The 22687-nt window shown below is 68.8% G+C and carries 23 protein-coding genes; 2 read left to right on the top strand and 21 right to left on the bottom strand.

All coding sequences use genetic code 11. The features are described 5' to 3' along the window. Positions 1–31: 31 nt before the first annotated feature. The 3 genes from ABIB15_RS00350 to ABIB15_RS00340 are packed head-to-tail and all read right to left on the bottom strand — an operon-like array spanning position 32 to position 3630. Positions 32–1042, bottom strand: a complete 1011-nt coding sequence (locus tag ABIB15_RS00350; protein WP_354474334.1) for an acetamidase/formamidase family protein — start codon at positions 1040–1042, stop codon at positions 32–34. 4 nt (positions 1043–1046) lie between these two features. Beyond that, a complete protein-coding gene (locus ABIB15_RS00345) occupies positions 1047–2471 on the bottom strand; it encodes an APC family permease (RefSeq protein WP_354474333.1) in 1425 nt (474 codons plus the stop codon). 52 nt (positions 2472–2523) lie between these two features. Beyond that, positions 2524–3630 carry an ABC transporter substrate-binding protein gene (locus ABIB15_RS00340; protein ID WP_354475104.1) on the bottom strand — a complete coding sequence of 369 codons (1107 nt, stop codon included), beginning with the start codon at positions 3628–3630 and terminating at the stop codon, positions 2524–2526. Positions 3631–3684: 54 nt separating this feature from the next. Here ABIB15_RS00340 and ABIB15_RS00335 point away from each other — a divergent pair, with 54 nt between their 5' ends. Then, on the top strand, positions 3685–4170 hold the full coding sequence (locus tag ABIB15_RS00335; RefSeq protein ID WP_354474331.1) for a MarR family winged helix-turn-helix transcriptional regulator: 486 nt from the start codon (positions 3685–3687) through the stop codon (positions 4168–4170). Here the strand turns inward: ABIB15_RS00335 and ABIB15_RS00330 are convergent. The 4 genes from ABIB15_RS00330 to ABIB15_RS00315 all read right to left on the bottom strand — a co-directional run bounded on the left by ABIB15_RS00330 (position 4152) and on the right by ABIB15_RS00315 (position 7395). Then, complete coding sequence (locus tag ABIB15_RS00330) at positions 4152–5549, bottom strand: AAA family ATPase (protein WP_354474329.1); 1398 nt, start codon at positions 5547–5549, stop codon at positions 4152–4154. The genes ABIB15_RS00335 and ABIB15_RS00330 overlap by 19 nt on opposite strands. A gap of 158 nt (positions 5550–5707) precedes the next feature. Then, positions 5708–6118 carry a dehydrogenase gene (locus ABIB15_RS00325; RefSeq protein WP_354474327.1) on the bottom strand — a complete coding sequence of 137 codons (411 nt, stop codon included), beginning with the start codon at positions 6116–6118 and terminating at the stop codon, positions 5708–5710. 106 nt (positions 6119–6224) lie between these two features. Next, positions 6225–6872 (bottom strand): hypothetical protein, encoded by a 648-nt coding sequence (locus tag ABIB15_RS00320; protein WP_354474326.1) that lies wholly within the window; start codon positions 6870–6872, stop codon positions 6225–6227. A 13-nt stretch (positions 6873–6885) separates the two neighbouring features. After that, positions 6886–7395 carry an amino-acid N-acetyltransferase gene (locus ABIB15_RS00315; protein WP_354474324.1) on the bottom strand — a complete coding sequence of 170 codons (510 nt, stop codon included), beginning with the start codon at positions 7393–7395 and terminating at the stop codon, positions 6886–6888. Between the two features lie 101 nt (positions 7396–7496). Here ABIB15_RS00315 and ABIB15_RS00310 point away from each other — a divergent pair, with 101 nt between their 5' ends. Then, complete coding sequence (locus ABIB15_RS00310; protein ID WP_354474322.1) at positions 7497–8897, top strand: coiled-coil domain-containing protein; 1401 nt, start codon at positions 7497–7499, stop codon at positions 8895–8897. A 115-nt stretch (positions 8898–9012) separates the two neighbouring features. Here the strand turns inward: ABIB15_RS00310 and ABIB15_RS00305 are convergent, their stop codons facing one another. From ABIB15_RS00305 to ftsH, 14 genes are all read right to left on the bottom strand, one after another. Beyond that, positions 9013–11499 (bottom strand): ATP-dependent Clp protease ATP-binding subunit, encoded by a 2487-nt coding sequence (locus ABIB15_RS00305; RefSeq protein WP_354474321.1) that lies wholly within the window; start codon positions 11497–11499, stop codon positions 9013–9015. A gap of 184 nt (positions 11500–11683) precedes the next feature. Continuing rightward, positions 11684–11881 (bottom strand): hypothetical protein, encoded by a 198-nt coding sequence (locus tag ABIB15_RS00300; RefSeq protein ID WP_354474320.1) that lies wholly within the window; start codon positions 11879–11881, stop codon positions 11684–11686. Between the two features lie 70 nt (positions 11882–11951). Next, on the bottom strand, positions 11952–12086 hold the full coding sequence (locus tag ABIB15_RS00295) for a hypothetical protein (RefSeq protein ID WP_354474318.1): 135 nt from the start codon (positions 12084–12086) through the stop codon (positions 11952–11954). A gap of 38 nt (positions 12087–12124) precedes the next feature. Further along, complete coding sequence (gene lysS / locus ABIB15_RS00290) at positions 12125–13651, bottom strand: lysine--tRNA ligase (RefSeq protein ID WP_502908891.1); 1527 nt, start codon at positions 13649–13651, stop codon at positions 12125–12127. A 232-nt stretch (positions 13652–13883) separates the two neighbouring features. Then, on the bottom strand, positions 13884–14753 hold the full coding sequence (gene panC, locus ABIB15_RS00285; RefSeq protein ID WP_354474316.1) for a pantoate--beta-alanine ligase: 870 nt from the start codon (positions 14751–14753) through the stop codon (positions 13884–13886). Between the two features lie 57 nt (positions 14754–14810). Beyond that, positions 14811–15506 carry a Rossmann-like and DUF2520 domain-containing protein gene (locus ABIB15_RS00280; protein WP_354474314.1) on the bottom strand — a complete coding sequence of 232 codons (696 nt, stop codon included), beginning with the start codon at positions 15504–15506 and terminating at the stop codon, positions 14811–14813. Further along, entirely contained in the window at positions 15503–17227 is a 1725-nt protein-coding gene (locus ABIB15_RS00275) for a PH domain-containing protein (protein WP_354474312.1), read from the bottom strand. The genes ABIB15_RS00280 and ABIB15_RS00275 overlap by 4 nt, the downstream gene beginning before the upstream one ends. After that, on the bottom strand, positions 17224–17706 hold the full coding sequence (locus ABIB15_RS00270) for a PH domain-containing protein (protein ID WP_502908899.1): 483 nt from the start codon (positions 17704–17706) through the stop codon (positions 17224–17226). The genes ABIB15_RS00275 and ABIB15_RS00270 overlap by 4 nt, the downstream gene beginning before the upstream one ends. Positions 17707–17741: 35 nt before the next feature. Next, positions 17742–18230, bottom strand: coding sequence for a DUF3180 domain-containing protein (locus ABIB15_RS00265; RefSeq protein ID WP_354474309.1), 489 nt, complete (start codon positions 18228–18230; stop codon positions 17742–17744). Then, positions 18227–18772: a 2-amino-4-hydroxy-6-hydroxymethyldihydropteridine diphosphokinase gene (gene folK / locus ABIB15_RS00260; protein WP_354474307.1), complete on the bottom strand. Its 546-nt coding sequence runs from the start codon at positions 18770–18772 to the stop codon at positions 18227–18229. The genes ABIB15_RS00265 and folK overlap by 4 nt, the downstream gene beginning before the upstream one ends. Next, positions 18769–19215 (bottom strand): dihydroneopterin aldolase, encoded by a 447-nt coding sequence (gene folB, locus ABIB15_RS00255; RefSeq protein WP_354474305.1) that lies wholly within the window; start codon positions 19213–19215, stop codon positions 18769–18771. The genes folK and folB overlap by 4 nt, the downstream gene beginning before the upstream one ends. Next, entirely contained in the window at positions 19212–20093 is an 882-nt protein-coding gene (gene folP / locus ABIB15_RS00250) for a dihydropteroate synthase (RefSeq protein ID WP_354474303.1), read from the bottom strand. The genes folB and folP overlap by 4 nt, the downstream gene beginning before the upstream one ends. Beyond that, the gene (gene folE / locus ABIB15_RS00245) at positions 20086–20661 is read right to left on the bottom strand and encodes a GTP cyclohydrolase I FolE (RefSeq protein WP_354474301.1); all 576 of its coding nucleotides are present in this window, start codon (positions 20659–20661) and stop codon (positions 20086–20088) included. Before folE ends, folP begins: the two co-directional genes overlap by 8 nt. A gap of 4 nt (positions 20662–20665) precedes the next feature. Then, a complete protein-coding gene (gene ftsH, locus ABIB15_RS00240) occupies positions 20666–22663 on the bottom strand; it encodes an ATP-dependent zinc metalloprotease FtsH (RefSeq protein ID WP_354474299.1) in 1998 nt (665 codons plus the stop codon). Between the last annotated feature and the right edge of the window lie 24 nt (positions 22664–22687).

Here is a 22687-nt window from a genome sequence, read left to right as displayed (position 1 = left end):
CTCGGTTGCGTACCCAGCGGGTCGCGCAGCCCTATCGTGACTGCAGGTAGTCGTGGGCGGATGCCCGCAGCCGCGCATGCACGCCGCCGTACGCCTGCGCCGTCCCCACGCTCCACTTCGGGAGCTTCGCGACCATGGTGTAATTCGGGTCGCACACGTTCGCGGCCGGCGCCAGACCGAGCTGGCTCACGAGTTGGTAGGAGTCGAGAGCATCCATTCCAGTGAGGTCGCTCGTCCAGTCGACGAGTTCCTTCTGGCTTATCCGGAAGGCGTCCTCAAGCGGACGCACCGAACCGGTCGTCATCAGGAACTCGTCGCTCTCGAGCCGCGGCCAGGCGGGAGCGCCACCCTTGATCAGGTCGATCGCGATGACCGAATTCATGGCCGACTCGAGTCCGGTGCCGCAGACCTCACCCTCGCCCTGTCTGGCATGCCCGTCGCCGAGGGACAGCATCGCCCCCGCCACGTTCACCGGCAGGTAGAGCGTCGTCCCCGCCCGGACTTCGGGAGTGTCCATGTTGCCGCCGTGCGTCGACGGGGTCACGACCAGGCGCACCTCGCCGCTCGCCGGCGCGACGCCGACGGTGCCGTGCATCGGATCGAGCGGGAGGTCGATACGGTAGTCGGAGTTCCGCGCCGAGAACGTGGCAGTCCACGCCTTGAGGTCGATGTCGTAGAACCACACGCGTTCCTCAAGCGGAGCGCCGAGCATCGCCGTCTCGTGGGTGCTTGTGAGCGCCCCAAAGAACGGGAAGGTACACGAGATCGCCTGCGGCCGCGCGGGCACGATCGAAACGAAGTGCACGGCGAGCATGTCGCCCGGCTCCGCCCCGCGCACCTCGATCGGGCCGGATACCGGGTTCAGCTCGGCGAACGGCACCACCTCGCTCGGACGATCGTTGGGCGAGGTGACGCGGCCGCCGAAGCAGTCCTCCGTCGACACCTCGACGAGGTCACCCGGCGCGACCGAGAGCAGGGGCTCCCGCCCTCCGAACACGTACGAGTACTGGTCGGGGAGCGGGGCGAGGCGGTGAACCGTCATGGAACTAGCGCACCACCGGGCGGTCGGCGGGAACCTCGGCGAGCGGATCCCGGAGGCGTCCTCGCCGCGAAAGCACCGCGGCGAGGATGATTCCGACGACGAGCCAGATGACGCCGAGCAGCTGCGCCTCGGCCCGGGCGTTGTAGAGCACCACAGCCAGGATGAGGAACCCGAGCACGGGGAATACCAGGTGCACGAACCAGCGCCGCGACTTCTGCTTGACGACGTACCACCACACCACGGTGAAGTTGAGCGCGAGGAACGCGGTGAGGGCGCCGAAGTTGACGAGCGCCGAGATCGCGATAAGCCCGTCGGGGAGGATCGTGAGGTAGATCCCCAGCACGAGGGAGACGCCGGCAACGAGGAACGTCGCGTTGATCGGAACCCCGTGCTTCTTGTCGACCTTGCTCAGGAACTTCGGTAGCTGGCGGTCGCGGGCCATGGCGAAGAGGAGTCGGGAGGTCGCTGCCTGGGCGACGAGCGCGTTCGCGAATCCCCAGGCGATCGCGGTCGATGCGGCGGTGAGGATGAACATGAACTGCCCGCCCGCGTTTCCGGCGGCCTGGTAGAACGCGACGCCGGTCGGGTCGCCGTTGGCGATGAGCGCGGCGGGGTCGTCCACGAGCATGGACGCCACCCAGGTCTGCACGATGAAGAGCACACCGACGAGGATCAGCGCGGCGAACATCGAGCGGCCGAGGGACTTGCTGCTCCCGGTGTTCTCTTCCGCGAGGGTCGAGATCGCGTCGAAGCCGAGGAAGGACAGGACGGCGATCGAGGCGGCTCCGAACAGCAGCGGCATGGAGAACGTGTCCGGGTTGAAGAACGCGTCAAAGCTGAATCCCTGGCCACGGCCCTGCGCGATGGCGACGATGCCGACGACGAGGAAGATGGCGAGCACGACGAGTTCCAGGGCCAGCATGTACTTGTTGACGAGGGCCGTGAGCTGGATGCCGAGGTAGTTGATCACCGTGTTGAGGCCGACGAAGACAATCAGCCATGCCCAGAGCGGGATACCGGGGATGATGCCGTTCATCGCGAGAGCCGCCGCTAAGTACAGCAGGGCGGGGATAAGGATGTAGTCGAGAAGGATCATCCAGCCGGCAACAAACCCGACCGGGCCGGCGATGCCTCGCCCGGCGTACGTGTACACCGATCCCGAGATCGGGAAGGCCTGCGCCATTTGTGCGTAGGAGTTCGCCGACAACAGCATCGCGACGAGGGCGATCGCATAGACGAGCGGCGCCATTCCTCCCGAGGCCTGGAACACACCGCCGAAGATGGCGAACGGCGCGATGGGCACCATGAAGATGAGCCCGTACACCACGAGGTCACTGAATTTCAGCGTTCGCTTGAGTTCTTGGGTATAGCCGAACTGCTCGATTCCGGAGGCCCGGGTCTCGGGTACTCCTGCGGTCGTTGAGGTCACGCGATGTCCGTCCTGGTCCAGAAAGTATTTCCATGTGGAAATTTCTGCCAGACTAGCGCGCCGATTGGTCTCCTACAACGTGCAGCTCAGTATCGAGCGCCTGAGCGAGCATTACCGAACGTCGCGTGCCGAGCTCGCGAGGGCCCACGCTCATCCGATTCCTCGTCCCGCTCCCAGCAAACAATTGGCCGACAGCACTGGCCGGGGCGGTCGAGGGCAGCAGGCCACTCATCAGGAGAGCCGCCAGAATATTTACTCCGTCGTAACATCCTTCGGCGAAGGAACCGGGCAGCGGGGCCGTCTCCCCGAACCGGGAGACGTAGGACTCAAGAAGGCGCAGGTGTCTCTCATCCGCTTGCAGGATGAACGAAGGCATGGCGGCGAAGAGCCCGCCCGAGGTGTCACCACCGGCGGAGACGAGGCAATTCTCGTCGAGCGCCGTGCACAGCCGCACGAAAAGACCGGCGGCGTCGAGCTCGACGATACCGCGCTGGAATTCGATGAGATCGCGCCCGACGAGCGAGACGAGCATTGCGTCCGCCCCGAGAGCTCGAGCCGAATCGACGAGCTCGGGCACGTCGACTCGCCCGACGGGGACGAGGCGGTCCATCACCACTCGCTGATGTAGACCACGGAGTATCCGGGACGCTGATTCGTGAACCCGCCGCGGCCAGACATAGTCGTTGCCAATGAGGGCCCACCGCCCGACCTTGCGGTGTCGCGTGATCCACGCAAGAGGCTGACGGATCTGCTCGTCCGGATCGTTTCCGAGGAAGATCGCGCCCGACGCGCGGCGGGTCACCTCGTGAGACGGAGTAAAGATGTACGGCACCCGGTCCCCCAGCACCGCCTCGACCGCCGCGCGCACGTTGGAGGTGTGTGTGCCGACGAGCCCGTCGACCAGGCGGGCATCCACCAGCTGGCTCACCTCACGCGCGACCTCGGCAGCGTTCCGGCCTGCATCGATGAGGACCAGCTCGAGCGGGATAGGCGCGAGGTCGTTCGCCTCCTCCGCCGCCAGGATCGCGCAATTGAGGATGGCGGGGCCGGCGACGCCCATGAGCCCCGAGAGCGGAACGAGGAGTCCGATCGTGCGCGTTCGGCCCACGGGTCCACGCAGCAGCACATCTGCGGGGAGCAGTAGGCTGACGGAGGACATCACCTGCCCCAGTATTCACCCACTGTGGTCAGGAACACGCCACGGGAGGCAGCGATGCGAGCCACGAGTGACGACGGTGACGAACCGGCCATCGCGCCGTCGCTCGCCGAGATCGTCGGGCTGCTCCGCGAACTCGAGCTGGCGCTGTCGGCGGGTCTCAGCGTCACACTCTCCGAAGAACACACCACCGTTGACCAATGGCGGGTTCTCGAGGCCATCGCGCGTCTCGAATACCCCACCATGGGCGAGATCGCGGCCGAAACCGGAATGCCCAACGCGAGCCTGAGCCGCATTGTCGATGGACTCGAAGACGCGGCGCACGCCTACCGCCTGCCGGACGCTGCCGACCGGCGCCGGATCACGGTCCGCCTCACCGACCGTGGCCAGTCATTGCTCTCGCGCGTGACCACGATCGTCACGGACTGGGAGCGGGCGACCGCCCGCCGGCTCGGCGCCAGCACGGTCGCCGCGTTGCGCGACGGTGTAGTCGCGGGTGTCACCGCGATAGGCCTGCGGCAGGATCAAATACCGGCTTCGTAGTACACATGGGACTCGCCTCCCGACCCGCCCAGCATATTCCGCGTGAGCGCCTCACGCGCCGAGAGCAGGTCCTCGAGGGATGCCTGCAGGTCGGCATCCGTCACCTCGCGCGCATTCTCCGCCGCAGACAGCACCGCACGCCGCATCAGCTCCTTCGCGAATGACCCGGTCACCCCGTCGGCCCGGTCGGCTGCGGCATCGATCGCCGCCACCGACAGCGGCAGGTCGCGCGCGTAGAGCGCGAACAGCCGCCGGCGCGCGGCGGCATCCGGCAGTCCGATCTCGACGGCGAGGTCGACCCGGCCCGGGCGCTCGGCGAGCGCGCGCTCGAGCAGCTCGACCCGGTTGGTGGTGAGCAGGAAGGTCACGTCGGCGTCACCGTCGAGGCCGTCGAGCGCGTCGAGTACCGCGAACAGCAGCGGCTGCGGCCCGCCGTGCATCGAGCGGTCGCCGGCGACGAGGTCGACGTCTTCGAGCACGACGATGGCGGGCTGCATTGCGCGCGCGAGCTCCGCCGCCTCGGTGATGAACTGGATGCTCGCGCCGGTCAGCAAGACCGCCGTCGTTCCCGGGGTGCTCGCGAGCAGGTGCCGCACGGTGAGGGTCTTGCCGGTTCCGGGAGGCCCGTAGAGCAGCACGCCGCGCTTGAGGTGCTGCCCGGCCGCGGTCAGCCGGGCCCGCTGCTCGCCGATCCCCACCACGTGCCGCTTGACGTGCTCGAGCACCCCGTCGGCGAGCACGATCTCGTCGGCCGCGACGGAGGGCCGCGCCAGGAATGTGGCCCCGGCCGCCCCCTGCCCATACTCGTTGCCAGTCAGGGAGAGCACCTGGCCGCGCAGCACGCTCAGCCGGATCATCAGTTCCCGGATCTCGTGGATCACGGCGCTGGCGACGTCGGGGCTCGCCGCGAGCACTTCGATTCGGGCGTGCACCTGGCCGAAGTCGGGGCGGGCGGAGCGCTGCAGCAGGGCGATCCGGTGTCCGTCGAACTCCAGCATCCGCAGTCCGAAGGTCACCATCTGCCGCTCGCTGTCGGGGCCGGACGCGACCGACGCGTAGTCCACCGGGCCCGGAGCGAACGTCGCCCGGCTGACCAGCAGGCCGGGCAGGTCCTCCTGCCAGCGCATCTGCCCATTGGTGACGCCGACCAGGCGGGACTCCCCGCGTGCCGCGAGATGCGCCAGCGCGATGTCGGCGTCGATGAGGCGATGCCCGCCGATCGTCTCGGTGACGGCGGGCAGAGTCGCGATGTCGACGCCCAGGTAGTCCTGGACGAGCTCGCCGAGAGGGGTCAGGGCGCTGTCGCGCACCGACGTGAAGACAACCTCTTCGAGGAAGGTTCGGAAGAGCTCGATGAATGAGCGTTGCTCGGCGTCCATTACGACATCCTGCCCGTCTCGCGGAGATTAAGCGACTATCGCTCGGGTGACGCCGGATGCTGCGTCGCGCTAGCGCTGTTCACTCGCGCGGCCTCGATCGCATGCACGCGAGTGAACAGCGACCGCGCGCGGCCCGGGGCCGCGCGCCGACCGGTCGCCTACAGCGTCAGCGCCGCCAGCAGCTCCACGGGGTCGGCCTGCATCGGGTGCGGTCCGGCCACATCGAACCAGACCGTGCCGAGGGTGTCGAGGTGCTTCTCCATGAACTCGATGAGCTGTGCCCGCCCGTACCTCAGCACCCGCAGATCGGTCTCCTCCGGCAGCATCCGCACGTAATTCTCGGCGGACGAGAACAGGAGCAGGGTGAACGGGTCCTCGACGGATGCCCGGAAGACGCGCACCTGCGCGGGACCGTCGATCGGCAGCAGCGGCACGATCACGGCGTCATTGCGCAGCGCGAAGGCGACGGCGGCGGTGTCGGCGGCGGCAAGCGCCTCAGCGAGTTGCTTCGCGGCGGGCAGCTTCGGCTGCGGCCGGCGGGGATGGGGATGGCGTGACGCGTTCGGCATAGCGTCCAGTACAGCAGTCGGGGTGGGCCTACTGCGAATCAGCGCCCGCATTCGGACCGGCCGTCTGGGTGAATCGACCGTGGATCGACTCCGGCCCGACCGCGGATCAGTACAGCAGGAACGATGTCGGCACGGCCGGCGACGCCGCGCCGACGGTCACGTTGAGGCTGAAGGTCGCGCCACCGCCCGGTGCTGCGGGACGTGCACTGTCGCAGGTGTCGGCGGAGGATCGGGTGCGGTCCCAGGGGATCGGCGCGGACGACTGCGCGAGGTTCGGCTCGAGCAGGATGGGGGCATCCACCGCGCCGCTCTCACAGTCCTTCGACGACCAGTACTGGTCGGCGCCGCTCGTCACGGTGAACAGTTGCTGGGTCGTGCCGACGTTGTAGGTGCAGGAGACAACGCTCGTGTTGGTGATCGAGAACGACAGCTGCGGCTGCTCCCCCGCGGCATAGCTGGCCTTGTCGGTGATCGCCTCGACCACGATGTTCGCCGGGTCGCAGTCGGCACCCTCGACGGGCTCCTCCTCGGGCGGGGCGCTCGGCTCGGCCTCGGGTTCCGCGGCGCCCTCGGCATCCTGCGTCGGGGAGGGCGAGGGGGTCGGGATGCCCGACGAGGCCTCACCGGAGCCCGGCCGCACGATCAGGAAGACCACGAGCACGATAACGGCGACCAGGCCGAGGAAGACTACCAGGCGCCGACGCCAGTAGACACTCCTGGGCTGCGGGCCGACGGGATTGCGAAACGTCGACATGCGAACAGGCTAACTACAAGACTTTGATCATGCGGGTATTGCCGAGCGTGTTCGGCTTAACTCGCGCGAGATCGAGGAATTCGGCAACGCCCTCGTCGGGGCTGCGCAGCAGTTCCGCGTAGACCTCTGGAGCCATCTGTTCCTCGCCCATCGGCACGAACCCGTGCCCCGCGAAGAAGTCGACCTCGAAAGTGAGGCAGAACAGCCGGCTGAGGCCGAGTTCGCGGGCATCCGCCTCGAGCTGATCGAGCAGCGCGTGACCGACGCCGCGGTGCAGCCACTCGGGCTGCACCGCGAGGGTGCGAACCTCGGCGAGATCCTGCCACATGACGTGCAGCGCGCCGCATCCGATCGGAGTGCCGGAGGCGTTCTCCGCGATGCGGAACCCCTGGATCGTGCCGTAGAACACGACCGAGTCCTTGCCGAGAAGGATGCGTCGATTGACGAGCGGCTCCACGAGGGTCTGGATGTGCGGCACGTCGCTCGTGCGCGCCCACCGCACCGAAAACCCATTGTCGACCACGTCACGAGCCTACCCGGCGGCCCCTTTCGCCAGGGCGCCGGCCGGATGCCCTCCCCCGGCCCGTGGGACCGAACGGGAGTGGAGCGATCTAGGATCGAGGAATGGAACTGGCGTTGTTGATCATTGGCGTCGGAGTCGTTGGCGTCACGCTCCTTGTTGCGGTCCTGGTCGTCAGGTCCAATGCTCGCGCCGCTCGCCAGTTGCTCGCGCAGGAGCAGAGTGCCACCGACGAGCTCGCGGAGCTGACCCGGACGGCGGGTTCCGCCCTAGTGAGAGCGGATGAACGGGCCCGACTCGCCGACGATGAGCTTGGCTTTGCCATTGCCGATTTCGGCGAAGCGGCGACCGCCGAGTTCGCGGTCGCGATCCAGCGCGCACGACAGCGACTCGGTGAGGCGTTTCAGCTCAATCAGCAGCTCAGCGACCATGTCCCCGATACGAACGCGCAGCGGCGCGAGTGGACCGAGCGGATCATCTCGTTGTGCCAGTCGGCCGAGACCGTGATCGCAGACCAGCAGTCCGCGGTCACGGCCCGGCGCGCGGCGGTGCGCCGGGCACCATCCGATATCGAGAAGGTGCGTGCCGACATCCGGCGTGTTCGCGAGCTACTCCCGGACGCCAGGATCACGGTCGTGCGGCTGGCCGTGCGGTACACGGATGGCGCGCTCAAGCCGATTGCGGAGAATCCCGATCAAGCGGAGCAACTGCTCGAATTCGCCGAACGCACCGCGGCGGTCGCCGAGTCCCGGCTCGCTGCCTCCCGCATCTCCGAGGCTGACACCGTCGTGCACGCGGGCACCGAAACCGTGCGGCGGGCGGAGGCCCTCCTCGCCGCGGTCGGCGCCTTCGAGGTGGAGGCACTTCAAGCGGAGTCCACGCTCGCAGCCATGGCGGCAGAGTCCCGTGCCGAGCTCGCCGAGGCACGGTCTATTCCGGAGCCCGAGCGGCGGGGGCAGATCGATTCGGCGATCGCGGCCCTCGACCGCGAGCTTGTCGCCGTGCCCATCCCAGGATCCCGCCTCGACCCGGTCGGGTCCCTCTCCACCCTGCGCGGGGCGAACTCCGCACTCGACGACGCCGTCGCCGATCGCGCCGATCGCGCCGAACGGTCGGAGCGTCTGAGGACGCAACTGATGACCGCGATCAACGACGCCGAGCGGCAGATCGCCGCCGCCCGGGAGCTGATCTCCGACTACCGGGCACCGATCGGCCCGGACGCCCGCACCCGGCTGGCCGAGGCGGAGCGAGAACTCGCGGCCATGACCGATGAGCTCCAGCCGGAGCCCGCGATCGCTCGCGCGCGCCGGGCAGCGAGCCTTGCGGCCGACGCCGCGGCCTGTGCACGCGCGGACGTGGAGAGAGCCAGACGCAACGACGGGGCCGATCCGCGGCACGGCAATTACGGGCGCGGGGGACAGAACCTGCTCGGCGGCATCCTCGGCGGGCTTGTCATCGGCGGACTCCTCGACGATCTCGGCGACCTGGACGACCTGTTCGACTGATGACCGCGGCAGCCCGACCGGACCCGCCGCGGTGTGGTCGCGTACTGGTACGGCCTCGCACACGGAAGGGCCGGGAGCGTCACGCTCCCGGCCCTTCTTCACACGCGTCGGACCACTACGCCTCGAGGGCGGCGATCTCTTCCTCGAGCGAGGCGCGGCCCGGCTGGCGGCCGGTCGTGAAGACGAACTGGCCGTCGACGAAGTCCACGTGCACGTGGTCGCCGGCGTTGAGCTCGCCCTGCAGGATGCGCTCGCTCAGTCGGTCCTCGACCTCGTGCTGGATCGCGCGGCGCAGCGGCCGGGCTCCGAGCGACGGGTCGAATCCGACCTTGATGAGCTGCTCCTTGGCGGCGACGGTCAGGTCGGCCGTCATGTCGCGGTCGAGCAGGCGGTCGCTCAGTCGTTTGATGAACAGGTCGACGATCTGCAGCAGCTCCTCGGGGGTGAGCTGCGGGAAGACGATCGTCTCATCGACGCGGTTCAGGAACTCCGGCTTGAAGTGCTTCTTCAGCTCCTCGACAACCTTGCCGCGCATGCGGTCGTAACCGGTGGCGGTGTCGGTCGACGAGGTGAAGCCGATCGGCGTGCCCGAGATGTCCTTCGTGCCGAGGTTCGTGGTCATGATGATCACGGTGTTCTTGAAGTCGATCACGCGACCCTGGCCATCCGTCAGGCGTCCCTCCTCCAGAATCTGGAGGAGCGAGTTGAAGATGTCGGGGTGCGCCTTCTCGATCTCGTCGAACAGCACGACGGAGAACGGCTTGCGCCGCACCTTCTCGGTGAGCTGGCCGCCCTCCTCGAAGCCGACGAACCCGGGAGGGGCACCGAACAGCCGCGAGACGGTGTGCTTCTCGCCGTACTCGCTCATGTCGAGGGAGATCAGGGCGTTCTCGTCGTCGAAGAGGAACTCGGCGAGCGCCTTGGCGAGCTCGGTCTTACCGACGCCCGTCGGGCCGGCGAAGATGAACGAACCGCTGGGGCGACGCGGGTCCTTCAGTCCGGCACGGGTGCGGCGAATCGTCTTGGAGAGCGCCGAGATGGCCTCCTCCTGACCGATGACGCGCTGGTGCAGGGCCTTCTCCATGAAGACGAGACGACTCGTCTCCTCTTCGGTGAGCTTGAAGACGGGGATGCCGGTGGCGGCGGCGAGGACCTCGGCGATGATGCCTTCGTCCACGGTGCCGGTCGCGCCGGACTCTCCGCTCTTCCACTTCTTCTCCAGGCGCAGCCGCTCGCCGAGGAGCTTCTTCTCCTCGTCGCGCAGGCTCGCGGCCTTCTCGAAGTCCTGGTCCTCGATTGCGCCTTCCTTCTGGCCGCGCACGGCCGCGATGCGGTCGTCGAACTCACGCAGCTCCGGCGGGGCCGACAGGATCGACAGGCGGAGGCGCGCGCCGGCCTCGTCGATCAGGTCGATGGCCTTGTCGGGCAGGAAGCGGTCGGCGACGTAGCGGTCGGCGAGGTTCGCCGCCGCGACGATCGCGCCGTCGGTGATCGACACCTTGTGGAACGACTCGTACTTGTCGCGCAGTCCCTTGAGGATGTTGATCGTGTGCGGCAGGGACGGCTCGTGCACCTGCACGGGCTGGAAGCGACGCTCGAGCGCGGCATCCTTCTCGAAGTGCTTGCGGTACTCGTCGAGGGTCGTCGCGCCGATCGTCTGCAGCTCGCCGCGAGCGAGGAGCGGCTTCAGGATGCTGGCCGCGTCGATCGCGCCCTCTGCAGCACCCGCGCCGACGAGGGTGTGGATCTCGTCGATGAAGGTGATGATGTCGCCGCGGGTGCGGATCTCCTTGGTGACCTTCTTGAGGCGCTCCTCGAAGTCGCCGCGGTAGCGGCTTCCGGCGATGAGCGACCCGAGGTCGAGCGTGTAGAGCTGCTTGTCCTTGAGGGTCTCGGGAACGTCTCCGCGCACGATGGCCTGGGCGAGGCCCTCGACGACGGCGGTCTTGCCGACGCCGGGCTCACCGATCAGCACGGGGTTGTTCTTCGAGCGGCGGGAGAGGATCTGCATGACCCGCTCCATCTCCTTCTCGCGCCCGATGACGGGGTCGAGCTTGCCGTCGCGCGCGGCCTGGGTGAGGTTGCGGCCGAACTGGTCGAGAACCTGGCTGCCGGCCTGCTGTGCCTGCGAATCGTTGCCGCCCACGGCGACCTGCTCCTTCCCTTGGTATCCGGAAAGCAACTGAATCACCTGCTGCCGAACCTTGTTCAGGTCGGCGCCCAGCTTCACGAGAACCTGGGCTGCGACACCCTCGCCCTCGCGGATGAGGCCGAGCAGGATGTGCTCAGTGCCGATGTAGTTGTGGCCGAGCTGCAGAGCCTCGCGCAGGCTCAGCTCGAGCACCTTCTTGGCGCGCGGGGTGAAGGGGATGTGTCCGGTCGGCTGCTGCTGGCCCTGGCCGATGATGTCCTGGACCTGCTCGCGAACGGCATCCAGCGCGATGCCGAGCGACTCGAGCGCCTTCGCGGCGACGCCTTCGCCCTCGTGAATGAGGCCGAGCAGGATGTGCTCGGTGCCGATGTAGTTGTGGTTGAGCATCTTGGCCTCTTCCTGGGCCAAAACGACAACGCGACGAGCTCGGTCGGTAAATCTTTCAAACATGATTGCTCCCTAAGCACGGTGCAGGTTTCCGTGCCGATACATAAGAGAGTAACTACGCCAACCCCCCATTACTGCCCCTGTTCGCCCTAGGCGTGACGGTTAATGGCCTGCGCTCAGGCGGCGGGCTACCGGGTCGGCTGCGCCCCTCGCGCCCGGCTCTGCCCGCCAGTTCGACAGCGACGCGCTACGCGTCGGTCTTCGGTGCGGCGATGTCGGCCGGGAGTCCGCGGCGGGCACGCTCGGCCGATTCCATCTCGGCGTAGACCTTGCGCTCCGTGCGGTCGGCGCGCATGATCGTGCGCATCACGAGCCAGAAGATCAGGCCGACAAGGATGGTGGGCGTCACCGAGAAGGCGGCATTGGCCCAGAAGTTCTCTAACACCGTCTCAGGATACGCGGGCCTGCTGGGAACCGGCACCGGCACAGCATCCGGGCACCGCCGCATCCGTCCGTCAACCGCCAGCCAGGCCGCCGAGCACACCGGAGATCACGAGATACAGCCCGATGCCGCCCACGACGATCCACAAGATGATCCGGTTCTGGCTGATCTTCTTCGGATCCTTCTTCTCTGGCGGCAGATAGCTCATGGCCGAAACCCTACTTGATGCCGGCGGAGGGGAATGCGCTACTTGACCAGCGGGAACAGGATCGTCTCGCGGATGCCGAGGCCCGTGAGCGCCATCATCAGCCGGTCGATGCCCATGCCCATGCCCCCGGTCGGCGGCATCCCGTGCTCGAGCGCGCGCAGGAACTCCTCGTCGAGGCGCATTGCCTCGACGTCTCCTCCGGCGGCGAGCTGTGCCTGTTCGACGAAGCGCTCGCGCTGGATGACGGGGTCGACGAGCTCCGAGTAGCCGGTCGCGAGCTCGAACCCGCGGATGTAGAGGTCCCACTTCTCGACCACGCCGGCGGTGGTGCGGTGGTCGCGCACGAGAGGCGACGTGTCGACGGGGAAGTCGAGCACGAAGGTCGGGCGCACGAGGCCGGGCTTCACGTAGTGCTCCCACAGCTCCTCGACGAGCTTGCCGTGGGTCGGGTGCGGCACCTCGATCTCGAGGCGGGCAGCGTGCGCGAGCAGCTCGTCGAACGGGGTCTGCGGGGTGATCTGCTCGCCCGCGGCGGCGCTGAGCGAGTCGTACATGCCGATGCGGTCCCACTCGCCGCCGAGGTCGTACTCGGTGCCGTCGGCCCAGGTCACAACGTGCGATCCGGCGACGTCGAGGGCGGCGTTCTGCACCATCTCCTGCGTGAGGGTGGCCATCTGGTGGTAGTCGGCGTAGGACTGGTACGCCTCGAGCATCGCGAACTCGGGCGAGTGGGTCGAGTCGGCGCCCTCGTTGCGAAAGTTGCGGTTGATCTCGAACACCCGGTCGATGCCACCGACGACGGCGCGCTTGAGGAACAGCTCGGGCGCGATCCGCAGGAACAGTTCGGTGTCGAAGGCGTTGCTGTGGGTCGCGAAGGGGCGGGCGGATGCTCCCCCGTGCATGGTCTGCAGCATGGGCGTCTCGACCTCGACGTAGTCGTGCCGGGCGAAGGTCGTGCGCAGCGACGCGACCGCGGCGGCGCGCGAGCGCACCATCTTGCGGGCTCCCTCACGGGCGATGAGGTCGAGGTAGCGGCTGCGCACCCGCGTCTCCTCGCTGAGGTCGGTGTGCAGGTTGGGCAGTGGACGGATCGCCTTAGCGGCGATCATCCAGTCGGTGACCATGATCGACAGCTCGCCGCGGCGGCTGGAGATGACCTCGCCCGCGACAAAGACGTGGTCGCCGAGGTCGACGAGGTCCTTCCAGCCGTCGAGCTTCTCCTGGCCGACCTCAGCGAGGCTCACCATCGCCTGGATGCGCGATCCGTCGCCGGACTGCAGCGACGCGAAGCAGAGCTTGCCGGTGTTGCGGGAGTGTACGACGCGGCCGGCCAGGCCGACGATGTCGCCCGTCGCAGCATCCGCCTCGAGGTCGGGGAACTTCGCGCGCACCGCCGGGATCGTCGTCGTGATCGGCACCCCGACCGGGTAGGCCTCGCCGCCGGACGTGATGAGCCGCTCCCGCTTGGCCAGCCGCACGGCGGTCTGCTCGGAGATCTCCTGCAGCTCGGCGAGGGCCTGGGCTGCGGCTTCGGCTTCGCTCGGCTGGGGCATGGTGTCGGTCATGGGGGCTCCTGCACGGTTGTGGGTCGGCACGGCGGCGCGGTGGCGCGAGGGGCGCGGTGTCAACCGTCCCATGGTAGTCGGGCGGCGGCGGCGCGGCCGATTCGGGGTGTGTGGGCAGCCGGGTTGCGGGTGTGGCGCCGCGCCTCGCGCTGTCATTGTTCAGTCGCGTGAGTGTTATCGCATGCGCTCGAGTGAACAGCACCCGCGTGAGCGGAGCGGCGGATGCTGCGGCTCAGCCGAGGTGGATCGTCGCGTTGTCGATGAGCCGGGTGTCGCCGACGCGCGCGGCGACGAGGACGAGCGCCGGGCCGTGGTGGTTGTCGTCAACGGGCAGGAAGGTCGCCGGGTTGACGACCTGCAGGTAATCGAGCTGCACGGCAGTGTCGCCGGTGAGCACGGACTGGGCGGCCGCGAGCACAGCATCCGGACCCCGATCCGCCGAGGACTCCGCGGCCTCCAGCGCGCGGGGCAGCGCTCGGGCAGCGATGCGCTCGCGAGCGTCGAGGAAGCGGTTGCGGCTCGACAGTGCGAGACCGTCGTCCTCGCGCACCGTGGGCACGGTGGCCACCTGCACGTCGAAGTTGAGGTCGGCGATCATGCGCTTGACCAGGAACACCTGCTGGGCATCCTTCTTGCCGAACACGACGGTGTCGGGGTTCACGATGTGGAGCAGCTTGGCCACGACGGTGAGCACGCCGTCGAAGTGTCCGCGGCGGGAGCGTCCCTCGTAGAGGTCGCCGATGTCGCCCGCCGTGACCTTGGTCGGCAGGTCGCCGGCCGGGTACACCTCACTGAGGGTCGGGGCGAACACGAGCTGCACGCCGTGGGCACGCAGCCGCTCGACGTCGGACTCGACCGTGCGCGGGTAGCGGTCGAGGTCTTCGCTCGCACCGAACTGGAGCGGATTGACGAAGATCGACACGACCACGATCTCGGCGCGCTCCTGGGCGCGTTCGACCAGTGCCATGTGCCCCTCGTGCAACGCGCCCATGGTCGGAACGAGGGCGACCCGTGGCCGGGCGGGGCCCTCCGAGGCGGCGTGGGCCTTGGCCTGACGGAGCTGCGAGCGCAGGCCCGCGATGGTTTCGACGACGACGGGCACGACTGAATGCTACTCGCTCGGCGCACGGCGACCGAGCCGGGGCAACGCCGGCACCGGCTACGGCGCCCTGCGCAGCGCGTTCTCGACGGAGGTGCGCACGAGCGGCGCGAGCAGGCGTCCGGGCGCCTCGATGCCGATCTCGGACAGGATGCCGGTGGCCTGCTCAACGATCGCCGCCGAGAAACTCGTCGCGGTCGCAATCGCCTCGGCGTACGCGGGGCGGTCCGCCTCGGCGACGATGACCGGCTCGCCGCCCATCTCGACGACGAGCGCCTGGCCGATCGGCTGCACCGGGGCCGCCGCGGTCACCGCGAAGTGGCTCTCGACGAGCCGCGCCAGATCGACCGAGGTTCCCGTGAACGCCATCGCCGGGTGGATCGCCAGCGGGATCGCGCCGAGTGCCATCGCCGGAGCGAGCACGCCGGCGCCGAACCGGGCGACGGTGTGCATCACGAGCTGACCGGGCTGCCAGGCCTTCGTCGCGGCGAGGCCGGCGACGAGTGCCTCGAGCTCCGACTCGGGCACGGCGAGGATCACGAGTTCGCTGCGCTCGACAAGCTCCGGCACCGGCAGGATCGGCACGCCGGGAAGGATGGCGTCGGCGCGTTCCAGGCTCGCAGCGGAAATCGCCGAGATGCCGACGATCGCGTGGCCGGCGCCCGCGAGGGCCGCGCCGAGAATCGGGCCGACGTGTCCGGAGCCGACAATGCCGACGCCGAGGCGTCCGGACCGCTGGTGCGGGGCGGGGGTCACGGGAGTGGCCGGTCGCGTGAGTGCGCAGAGGGGGCAACCCAGCCGCCAGCATCCGCGCCGGGGGCCCGATCAACCAGACTCGCATCCAGCCCGTCGCGGTACTCAACCCCCTCCGCGGAACGCCACCGGTGCGAGGTGTCGCTGCCGGAGGCGCGCACAGCGGCCTCGGCCGTCAGCATGAACATCTTCACGGCGGCGTCCTCGTCGATGGCACCGAGCTCGGCGCTGATCGGGCCGGCGACCGTGTGCAGGCGCACCGCGGCGAGGCGCAGCATCCGCAGCACCGGTCCCTGCTGAACCGACACGCTCTGCAGCCGCGGGTGCGGCACGAGCACGAGCTCGCGCCAGATCGCCCCCTTGCGCAGCAACACCGCGGTCGGCGTGACGGCGAACCCGTTGCGCCGCCAAGAGAACCAGCGCAGCACGCCTGCGCGACGCGGGGAGTTCGTGAAGCCGTCGTCCGGCGCACCCGGTCCGGTCAGCCCGACGACCGCGAGACCCTCGTCGAGCAGGTCGGGCAGCACGAGGGTGAGCACGCGGGTGACGTCGGCGAGGTTGCCCACCGGCAGGATCGTCGTGTTCTGCTGCCCGGCGGCCCCATCCGTGGAGGACTGGCTGGCACGGTTGACCTTGATCTCCCACCACCCGGGTCCGCGCCAGAGCAGCGGCTGGCTCACCTTGACCGAGTGGATGCGGCCGGGCGGCAGCGTCTCGTTGCTCGTCGTGAGCAGCCCGAAGCCGACGCGCACGCCGTCGGGGGTGCCCGCGATGGAATAGCGCAGCGACTTCAGGAACCGCTGCACGTAAAACCCCGCAACACCCAGCACCGCGGGAACGAGGCCGAAGAAGGCGATAAGCGACCTAGGGGCGAAGACCGAGGCGACGATGACCACGATGACCGCGACGGCAAGGAAGATGGACGCGCCGCTCAGCAGGATCGACCCGATGAGCCGCCCGGTGCCGAGCTTGACGACTGACTCCGGCTCGGCGGCGTCGGGCTCGAGCTCGGGCGCGAGGAACTCGTGCATCCGCTGCTCGACGATCGAGGCGGCACCGCCGAGGGACGGGCCGGCCCCGACAGCGGGTCCGGCGCCGTTCGCGCGGGAGACGGATGCCGCACGCGTTCCCGACGCGAGCCGCAGGATCTCGCGGCGCAGGTCGTCGGCCGCGGTGGAGGCGAGGTAGTCCAGGCGCACGTTGGCGTCCTGTCCAGCCTGGTTGACCTCGAGCCGCGCAGCCCCGAACAGCCGCGCGAAGAACGGCCTCACGATGTTGATGCCCTGGATGCGGTCGAGTCGGGCCTTTCGGTTGGTACGGAACAGCACGCCGGAGCGCACCTCGACGACCTCCTCGGTGATCCGGAAGGTGTGCATGCGCCAGGAGATGTAGAAGCCGAGAACGAGCACTGACAGCACCCCGAGAAGGGCGAGGAGCGCCCAGCCGAAGACGCCCTCGCGGAAGAGGAGCTCGATCGGGTCGTTGCCGCGGAAGTTCGCGCCCGGCATGAAGTTCTCGAAGAAGCGCTCGCGCAGGTTCGAGATCACGATGCCGATGACCGCGATGAGCACAATGCCGCCCTTGAGCAGCGGGGAGGCCGGATGCAGGTGGCGCCACTCACCGTCGCTCAGCGAGGCGGCGAGCGCCGTGACGGGCTTGCCGCGGTCGAGGGGAACACCGGCCGCGCGCCGGCCGTGTGCCGGGCGCTCGCCTTCGTCGGTCACAGCCCCGCCCGCCTGCTCTCGGCGAGCTCGACGAGGGCGTCGCGCAGTTCCTCCGCCTCGGCGGCGGGCAGCCCGGGAATGGTCACGCCGGTCGAGGCGGCGGCGGTGACGAATCGCAGCTCACTCAGGCCGAGCGCACGCGACAGGGGTCCGCGGTTGATGTCGATGAGCTGCATGCGCCCGTACGGCACGGCGACGAACCGCTGCTGCAGCACCCCACGGCGGAACACGAGGTCGTCGTCGCGCAGCTGGTACCCGATGGCGCGTACACGGCGAGGCGTGAATGCCGCGAACAGCAGCACGAACCCGACCGCGGCGAGCGTCGCCAACGGGGCAGCGTCCCAGCCGATGATGTAGAGCGGGGCGGTCGCGCCCGCGAGCACGACCGCGGTGACGACGAGTCCGAGCAGCTCGGCGACGACATACTTGCCCGACACGCGCCGCCAGGTGATCCCCGGCAGGTCGACTCGATTGGTCACGGTGCTCACGGTGTCCTCACTGGGGTTCTGCTCGGTCACGCCTCTGGGCTCGCGCGGAGGGGCTTGTCATCATCGTTGTCGGCGTCGGGCGGGATGCGGCACATGAATTCGGCGATGAGGCCGCCGGCTAGCAGCACCCCAGCGCCGACGAGCGCGGCGATCGTCAATCCCAGCGAGCCTACCCCCGGCGCGACCGATCGACTCAGCAGGTAGACAAGCAGCCCGATTCCGCCCCCGGTGAGGAGCCCGCCGCCGAGAGCGGATGCCTTGGCGAGCATCGCGACGCGGGTCGCGTAGAACGGGTCGACCGGGCCGCGTGGGCTCGAGGTGCCCCGCACCATGCGGCTGATCGGTACAGCCATCAGCACCACGATGACGCCGATCGCGGCGAGCGCGACGGGCAGCGTGAACGGCGGGATGATGATGGGCCGGCCCACGGAGGCGAGCACCGCTTGCAGCAGTCCGGCACCCGCCGCGCCGATCGCGACGAGCAGCAGAAGCGTCGATACCGTGGTGCGCTTCACGTGCGGACCGCCGCCATGAGGGGTGCAGCGGGATAGGGCAGGACCACGTCGCTCGTCGCGGCGGCGAGCTCGGCGACCGGGCCGTGGCCGGGCAGCTGCGCGCCGGGGTTCATCTGCGCCCACGGCACGAGCACGAATCCGCGCTGCCACGCCCGCGGGTGCGGCAGGGTGAGCCGTTCGCTGTTCTCGTGCGGCCCGGCCGCGGTGATGATGTCGAGGTCGATCGTGCGATCGCCCCAGCGTTCGGTGCGCACCCGGCCGAGCCGCTGCTCGATCTCGTTGAGGCCGTCGAGGAGCTGCTCCGGGCTGACCGCGCTGCGCACGGCGATGACCGCGTTGAGGTAGCTCGGGGCGCTCTCGTCGACGCCGTCCGGCTTCAGCGCGGGCGACTCCACGATCTCTGACGCCGCGCTGACGACAACGCCGGGAAGCGCGTCGATCGCGTGCACCGCATCCCGCAGAGCCTGCTCGCGGTCGCCGAGGTTGCTGCCGAGGGCGATCACGGCCGGAAGCTCGACCCGCATCCGCTCCTCGCGGATCACGGGCGCGCCCGCGTGATGGTCACGGCGACGTCAGCGAACGGCACCGTGATCGGTGCCGACGGCTTGTGCAGTGTCACGCGCACGCGGCGGGCCTGCCGGTGCTCGAGCACGACGGCGGCGATGCGTTCGACGACGGTTTCGATGAGGTCGACCGGGTCTCGTTCCACCGCGGCGACGACCTCTTCGGCGAGCACTCCGTAATGGATCGTGCGCTCGAGAGCGTCGCTCGCCGCTGCCGCCGCAAAGTCGAGCCACACGGTGACGTCGATGACGAACTCCTGGCCCTCTGCCCGCTCGTGCTCGAAGACGCCGTGGTGTCCTGCCGCGCGCAGCCCCGTGAGGGTGATGGAGTCGAGCGGCAGCGGTCCGGATTCGGGCTCGGGCCCCTCGCCGGTGGGCTCGGGCCCGGTGAGCTTCGGGGATTCTCCCTGGCTCGCGGTCACCGCGTTGCTCCGTTCATGGCGCTCCACACGTCAAGGGCCGCCTTCGTCGCGGGCACGTCGTGCACGCGAACACCCCAGGCGCCCGCCTGGGCCGACAGTGCGCTGATCACGGCGGTTGCCGCGTCCCGTTTGCGCGGCTTGGCGCCCTCGGGAAGCAGCTCGCCGAGGAACCGCTTGCGGGAGGCGCCGACGAGGAGGGGGTGGCCGAGGGCGCGCAGTTCGCGCAGGCCGCCGAGCAGCTCCCAGCTCTGCGCGGAGTCCTTGGCGAAGCCGATGCCGGGGTCGACGATGATCTGCCGCGGGTGAACCCCCTGCATGATCAGCGCGGCGACGCGGTACTCGAGCTCGAGGCGCACCTCGCCGACGACGTCGCGGTAGGTGGTGCGCGCGTCGCTCGGCCCGCGCGAGTGCATCGCGATGAACATGAGACCGGTCTCGGCGGCGACCCTGCCCATGTCGGCGTCGGCGGTGCCGCCGGACACGTCGTTGATGATCGCGGCCCCGCGCTCGGCGGCCGCCGCCGCGGTGCTCGCGTTCATCGTGTCGATGCTGACCGGGATGCGCCGCTTGGCCAGCTCGTCGAGCACGGGCAGCACTCGGCGCTGCTCCTCGTCGATCGGGAGGCGCTCGGCTCCGGGCCTCGTCGACTCGCCGCCGACGTCGATGAGATCGGCGCCGCACTCGCGCATGTGGACCGCATACTCCACGGCCGCGCCGACGGAGCCGTGAGCTCCGCCGTCGCTGAACGAGTCGGGGGTGACGTTGAGGATGCCGAGGATGAGCGGCCTGACCGGGCCGGTCGGACGGGATCCGGCCGGCTTCGCGCGCCGGGACCGCTTGGGTGCCGCAGCAACGTGGGTGTCGGACTGGTTAGTCACGGGGCGCTCCGATCATCATGATGATTTCGGCTCGCCCGACGGGGTCCGCGAGCGTGCCGCGCGCTGCCATCGTCACCGTCGAACTCCGCGTTTGGCGCACACCGCGCGCCGAAACACACTGATGGGCCGCGTCGATGACGACGAGCACCCCACGGGGATCAAGACCTGCTTGAACAGCATCCGCAATCTCCTCGGTCAATCGTTCCTGGAGCTGCGGGCGCGAGGCAAGCGTATCGACCACGAGGGGTAGACGGCCAAGTCCGATGATCTTCTCTCGCGGAACGTAGGCGATGTGGGCCACTCCCGTGAACGGGAGGAGGTGGTGCTCGCACATCGAGCGCACCTCGATGTCGCGCAGCAGCACCAGATCGCCCGTCGCGGAATCCACCGGAAGCGTGTCGGCGAGGTGCTCGAGAGGATCGCGGCCGAGCCCGGAGAAGTATTCGGCGTGCGCCAGCGCGACCCGGCGCGGGGTGTCGACGAGCCCGGGCCGCGTCGGATCCTCGCCGATCGCCGCGAGAATCTCTGCCACCGCGGCGGCGATGCGATCGGTATCGATGCCGGCCACGGGGCTAGGCCGGGGCGACGCCGGGCGACGGGCGGCGCGGGGCACGCTTCGCCGCCGGCTTGGGCGTCGAGTCGATGGCGCCCTCGGTCGAGCCGGCGTCGATCGGTGCCTTCTCCGGCATCAGGATCGGCGGACGATCAGACACGGGCCGCTTCGTGCTCGAGAGCCACTGCGGGCGCGGAGCGAGCTTCTTGACTCCGGCGAAGATCTCCTTCAGCTGGGTCTGGTCGAGCGTCTCCCGCTCGAGCAGCTCCTGGGCGAGGGTGTCGAGGATGTCCCGGTTCTCATTGAGCACTCTCCACGCCTCGTCGTGCGCGTTCTCGATGAGGGTGCGCACCTCGGCATCCACCTGCTCGGAGAGCCGCTCGGAGTAGTCACGCGTTCCGCTCATCTCGCGACCGAACATCTCGTTGTGGTTCGAGCCGAGCTTGACCGAGCCGATGCTCGCGCTCATGCCGAACTCGGTGACCATCTTGCGCGCGGTCGCGGTGGCCTTCTCGATGTCGTTCGACGCGCCGGTGGTCGGGTCGTGGAAGACGATCTCCTCGGCAACACGGCCGCCCATTGCATAGGCGAGCTGGTCGAGCAGCTCGTTGCGGCTCACCGAGTAGCGGTCCTCGAGGGGCATCACCATCGTGTAGCCGAGGGCTCGGCCGCGGGGCAGGATCGTGATCTTGGTGACCGGATCGGTGTTGTTCATCGCGGTCGCCACGAGCGCGTGCCCACCCTCGTGGTACGCGGTGATGAGCTTCTCCTGGTCGCGCATGACACGCGTGCGGCGCTGCGGGCCGGCCATGACGCGGTCCACGGCCTCATCCAGCGCACGGTTGTCGATGAGCTGCGCGTTCGAGCGTGCCGTCAGCAGCGCGGCCTCGTTGAGCACGCTGGCGAGGTCGGCGCCGGTGAAACCGGGGGTCTTCCTGGCGAGCACCTCGAGGTCGACGCCGGCGGCCATCGGCTTGCCAGCGGCGTGCACCTCAAGGATCTTCTTGCGACCGATCATGTCGGGGGCGTCGACGCCGATCTGGCGGTCGAAGCGTCCGGGGCGCAGCAGGGCGGGGTCGAGGATGTCGGGACGGTTGGTCGCGGCGATGAGGATGACATTGGTCTTGACGTCGAATCCGTCCATCTCGACGAGCAGCTGGTTGAGGGTCTGTTCGCGCTCGTCGTGGCCGCCACCCATACCTGAGCCGCGGTGCCGACCGACGGCATCGATCTCGTCGACGAAGATGATCGCGGGCGAGTTCTCCTTGGCCTGGGTGAACAGGTCGCGCACGCGGCTGGCTCCGACGCCGACGAACATCTCGACGAAGTCCGAACCGGAGATCGAATAGAACGGCACGTTCGCCTCGCCCGCGACGGCGCGGGCGAGCAGGGTCTTGCCGGTTCCAGGAGGGCCGTAGAGCAGCACCCCCTTGGGGATGCGGGCGCCGACGGCCTGGAACTTCGCCGGCTCCTTGAGGAAGTCCTTGATCTCGCGGAGCTCCTCGATGGCCTCGTCGGCCCCGGCGACGTCGTCGAAGGTGACCTGCGGGGTCTCCTTCGAGACGAGCTTGGCCTTCGACTTGCCGAACTGCATTACCCGGTTTCCGCCGCCCTGCATGCGGCTGAGCAGGAACCAGAAGATGAGCCCGATGATGATGAACGGGATGATCAGCCCGAGCAGCGAGGTGAAGAAGTTGGTGGTGGCGACCTCATCGTCGAACGTCGTCACATTCGACCCGTTGATGGCGGTGATGACCTCTTCGCCGCGGGGAGTCGCGTACTTGAACTGCACGTTCTCGCCGTCGTCGCCGGCGCTCTTGAGAACGAGGTCGACCCGCTGCTCACCGTCGATCACGGTCGCGGTCGCGACCTTGTTGTCCTTGAGGAGCTCGAGGCCCTCCTGGGTCGTGATCTCCTTGAAACCGGACCCGGTGAGCAGGCTGAACCCGATCGACACGACGACGACCGCCAGCAGGATGTAGACGAGCGGTCCGCGCAGGAACTTCTTGAAATCCATAGTGTCCCGGGTGTCGGCCCGGCG

It is taken from the genome of Marisediminicola sp. UYEF4 (assembly GCF_040546025.1).
In the GTDB taxonomy this organism is placed as follows: Bacteria; Actinomycetota; Actinomycetes; order Actinomycetales; family Microbacteriaceae; genus Marisediminicola.
The sequence above is the reverse complement of the archived record's forward strand: the minus strand, read 5'-3'. Positions and strand labels throughout refer to the sequence as shown.